General features: G+C 65.6%; 4 protein-coding genes and 1 pseudogene. 1 reads left to right on the top strand and 4 read right to left on the bottom strand.

The window, feature by feature from the left end; all coding sequences use genetic code 11:
• Positions 1–324, top strand: a pseudogene (locus D7Y13_RS39450) (MFS transporter); the annotation flags it as partial.
• Positions 325–327: 3 nt separating this feature from the next.
• On the opposite strand, the gene D7Y13_RS39455 reads toward D7Y13_RS39450, so the two are convergent.
• The 4 genes from D7Y13_RS39455 to D7Y13_RS39470 form a co-directional block, all read right to left on the bottom strand.
• Complete coding sequence (locus tag D7Y13_RS39455) at positions 328–741, bottom strand: imm11 family protein (protein ID WP_341870470.1); 414 nt, start codon at positions 739–741, stop codon at positions 328–330.
• A 168-nt stretch (positions 742–909) separates the two neighbouring features.
• On the bottom strand, positions 910–2,244 hold the full coding sequence (locus D7Y13_RS39460) for an AHH domain-containing protein (RefSeq protein ID WP_120585767.1): 1,335 nt from the start codon (positions 2,242–2,244) through the stop codon (positions 910–912).
• Between the two features lie 98 nt (positions 2,245–2,342).
• On the bottom strand, positions 2,343–2,915 hold the full coding sequence (locus D7Y13_RS39465; RefSeq protein ID WP_120534613.1) for an imm11 family protein: 573 nt from the start codon (positions 2,913–2,915) through the stop codon (positions 2,343–2,345).
• A 58-nt stretch (positions 2,916–2,973) separates the two neighbouring features.
• Positions 2,974–4,019, bottom strand: a 1,046-nt coding sequence (locus tag D7Y13_RS39470) for an alpha/beta hydrolase family protein (RefSeq protein ID WP_147452612.1), incomplete at its 5' end; no start/stop codon positions are given.

The raw sequence follows: 4,019 nt of genomic DNA on the forward strand, positions 1-4,019 counted from the left end.
GCGTGCTCGTCACGATGCCCCGGTACTGCCACGGCGCCCGCGACTGCGGCCCTGGCACTGGTGGGGATGGGCGTGGGGCCGGCGGCGAGCAGCTCGCTGCTGGGGCCGCAGTCGCGGGCGCCGTGGCAGTACCGGGGCATCGTGACGAGCACGCTGTATTCGATGCGGCTGTTGGGAGGTTCGCTGGCGGTGGCGGCCTTGTCGCTGGCGCGAGGGCACTTCGCCGCGCAGTTCGCCATCGCCGCGGGGCTCACGGCCCTGGCCGCGCTGGGCATGGCGCTGGCGGCGCCGGGGCTGGAAGGCAACGTCCCGCGCGAAGGGTGACGCCTACACCTCGGTGAAGTGCATGCCGGTGGCGCCGGTGCGCTCCAGGGCGTCCTTGAGGTCCTCGGAGACGATGAGGGCGATGGACCAGCCCCAGGGACGGAAGAGTTGGGCGTCGCCTGCTTTTGATGGGTCGATGCGCATGCCGTACACGGAGCGGTACTCGCCAATTCGCTCTGGCTGACCGTGTCTGGCCTCCCAGAAGCGGATCTCCTCGGAGTCCTTCTCGTTGATGCAGCGGATGAGCTTGGTGGCCACGAACAGGACGTACTGATCGGGGTGGCCCTGGATGTCGACCGAGAAGAGTTGCACGTCGTTGGCAGCGCGCTCCGCGAGCACGGTCGCGATCTTGACGTGGACGATGGGCGTCATTCCTACGCCCGCGAGGGAGAAGTCCTGGGGCCTTCCTGGTTCCATGATGGGAATTCGGAGGTAGCCGGGTGCAGGAATGGGTTTCCCGTTCCCGAACATCCAGGGGTTATCGACCTCCACCGAGTTTGCATCGACCGGGTCGTCCAGGTACCAGTTCTCTTCCTGAACATCCGACCTGAGTTCAAAGTACCGAGCAGCCATGATGGTTGAACCCTAACGTCCCTTGCGCGTGGTCAGAAGACGGTTGAGGATCGTGCCCGAAGCGTTGGCTTCCTCGGCAAGGTCCTGGAGTGCACTCGTCAGCGCATCGCGACACTGCACCACGGTTCGGCAGTTTTTTGTGGCGTCGCTCAGCCGGCTCATCACGTACTCATGATACTCGCGCGGGTGTGGGCCTCGGTGGCCTTTGACTTCAACAATGTTCTCCGGATCATTCAAATCCATCCCTGCCTTTTTGAAGAGCTTCCGGAACAGCGGGGTCCACGGCCCACCGCGCTTGGCGGACTTCTCGTTGCGGATGGTGGCCAGATGATGACGCTGCGTCCCCCTGGGCACCGATGACATCGCTACCGCGTTGGGGGCGAGAGCGATGGTGAAGCCCTCGGCGGTCATCGCCACGGAGCGCACGCCGCCGATGGCCACGTACTGGAAGCCCGCTTGGGTCTCCACCACGATCGCGGCCGGTGCGGAGCCGGGCAGCCCCTGCACCTTCGTCGCGAGCCCCACCGTGTTGCCCAGGGCCACGGTCGCCAGCATCACGAACACCCGTGCCGCGTTCTCACCCAGCCCCTCTCCGTACGCCTCGCCAGCGTCGCGCACCTGGACGAAGGTGGTGGCCCCGTCCACGTGGCGCACGAGGGTGAGCCACCCGTCGAGGATGCTCCACACCGTGTCCACGCCCAGGTACGCAATCGCCGTGGCGGTTATCAAGGCGGCGAGCCCCTTGGACAAGGGCTCCGGCAGTGCCCAGAGCAGCAGGTACATCGTCACGGTGGAGGTCAGCGTGGCCAGCACGGCCTGCGGGTGGGCGATGTCCTTCAAGGCCTCGGACGTCTCTTGCCACACGGAGTCCATGGCCACGGCCATCGCCAGTGCATAGCGGCCGTCGCTTCCCAGCAGCGGCCCTTCCTCCAGCAGCCGCAGGCAGTCCCCGGACTGTTTCCGCTTCTCGCACCAGCGCTTGTAGCCCCGCGTCAGGTCGTCGGACGCGTTCAGCAGGTGCAGGTCGCGCTTCTCCTCTTCACCCAGGGGGACAATCTGCCGGGTCCGCTCGTGAAACCCATACAGGCCACTGCGCTCGGGAAGACCGAACAGCTCACGGGCGGCCCGCATGGGGTTGGCGGACGGCCGCACGTCGCGCGCAAGCGCCTTCACGACCGTCTCGAACTCTTCCTCCCGGAGCCGGGTCGCGGAGAGGGAGGCCCCTTCCTCCTCGCTAGGCGTGACGACAACCCGTGCGCCGTCGTCCGTCTCCAGGCTCACGCGCCGCGTTGTTGCACAGCCCGACACGAGCATCCCCAGTAGCAGCGCCCAGCCCAGCCGCGTCATGTCGCCTCGCAGTCACGTCAGCTATGGGCGCCACGGTAGCAGCAAGTCCGTGCAAGCCGAACCGGGGCCTGTCCGAGCGGGCGCTGGGTATGGGCTCACTACACCTCGGTGAAACGCATGCCGGTGGCGCCGGTGCGCTCCAAGGCGTTCTTGAGGTCTTCGGAGACGATGAGGGCGATGGACCAACCCCAGGTGCGGAAGATCTTGGCTGTGCCCACCTTCGCGGGGTCGATGCGCATGCCCGCCACGGACATGTACTGCCCCACTTTTTCCGGCTGCTCGTGCTTGGGTTCCCAGTACCGCACTTCCCGCGATGCCTTGTCATCGATGCAACGGATCATCCGCGTCGCCACGAGCATGCTGAACTGCTCAGGCTGACCGTCGATGTCGACTGCGAAAAGCTGGATGTCGTCGGGAGCCAGTTCCGCGAAGACCGTGGCGACCTTGACGTGGATGACGGACTGGGTCCCGATGCCCGCCTCCGAAAAATCCAGGGGTCTTCCAGGTTCATCAATGGGGATTCGGAGGCGACCAGTCACCTCAACAGGCTTCCCAGCCCGGAACATCCACGGGTCCTCGACTTCCACCGAGTGCTCATCGACCGGGTCTCCCAGGTACCAGCGACCTGGGACATAGACGTCCTCTGAAAGCTGGAAGTAGCGCAGGGGCATGTTCCTCTTCCGGCAAGGTCTCTGGGCGAGCATCTTGTCGGGTTCGGGTTCCCTCCGTCTATCGCGGCGCGCCCAGCTCCCGGAGGAAGAACCGACGCACGTCGTCCATGTAGTACCGGCTGGCGGGCCCGTTGGGGTTGTGTCCCTCTCCTGGCATGATCAACAGGTCGAAGTGCTTGTTCGCACGCACCAGGGCGTGGGCCATCCGCATCGTCGTGGACAGCGTCGCGTTCACGTCGCTCGTGCCGTGCATCAGCTTGAGCGCCCCCTGGAGCTTCCCTGCCAGCGCTTCGTTGGCGCCCGCCGCGTAGCCCTCCGGATTCTCCGTGAGCAATCCCATGTTGGGCTCGTTGATGATGGCTTCCTCCGTCAGTGCCCCCGGTGCTCCCGCATAGCCTGCCTTGAAGAACTCCGGCGCCGTCAGCATCCCCCGCAGGGCGAAGTAGCCGCCCCAGGAATGGCCATAGATGCCTACGCGCTCCAGGTCCATGTAGGGGCGGCTCGTGCCCGCCTGCTTCAACGCCGCGACATGGTCCGGAATCTCCGTCTGGCCCACGCGTCCGTAGTTCACATCCTGGAAGGCCTTGCTCCTTCCCGGCGTGCCACGTGCGTCCAACACCATCACGACGAAGCCAAGCTGGGCCAGCGACTGGGCGATGAGGCTCTCCCCACCGCCCACGTACCCCCACGGCACCACCGTGATGAACGGCCCCGCGTAGATGACATCGATGACTGGGTAGCGCTTCTTCGGATCGAAGTCCCAGGGCTTGAACAGCACTCCATACAGCTGCGTCGTGCCGTCCGCCGCCTTCACCGTGAGGGCTTCCGGTGGTGTGTAGTGCAGCTCCGCCAGCGCGCTCGCGTCGGCCTTCGCGTAGCGAAACGACTGTTTCCCGTCCGTGGAGGTCACATCCCAGACCCTCGGCTGCTCCCGGGTTGAATGCCCATCCACGAAGTACCGCGTGGAGGGTGACATCACCACCCGGCGCGCCCCAGGCTCTGGAGACAGTCGCTTCAAGTCTCCTCCCTTCAGCGCGGTTCGATACAGCACGCGTTCATAGGGAGACTCACGCTCGGCGGAGGCCATCACGTAGAGGGCATCCC

This window comes from Corallococcus praedator, from assembly GCF_003612125.1.
Taxonomy (GTDB): Bacteria; Myxococcota; Myxococcia; order Myxococcales; family Myxococcaceae; genus Corallococcus; species Corallococcus praedator.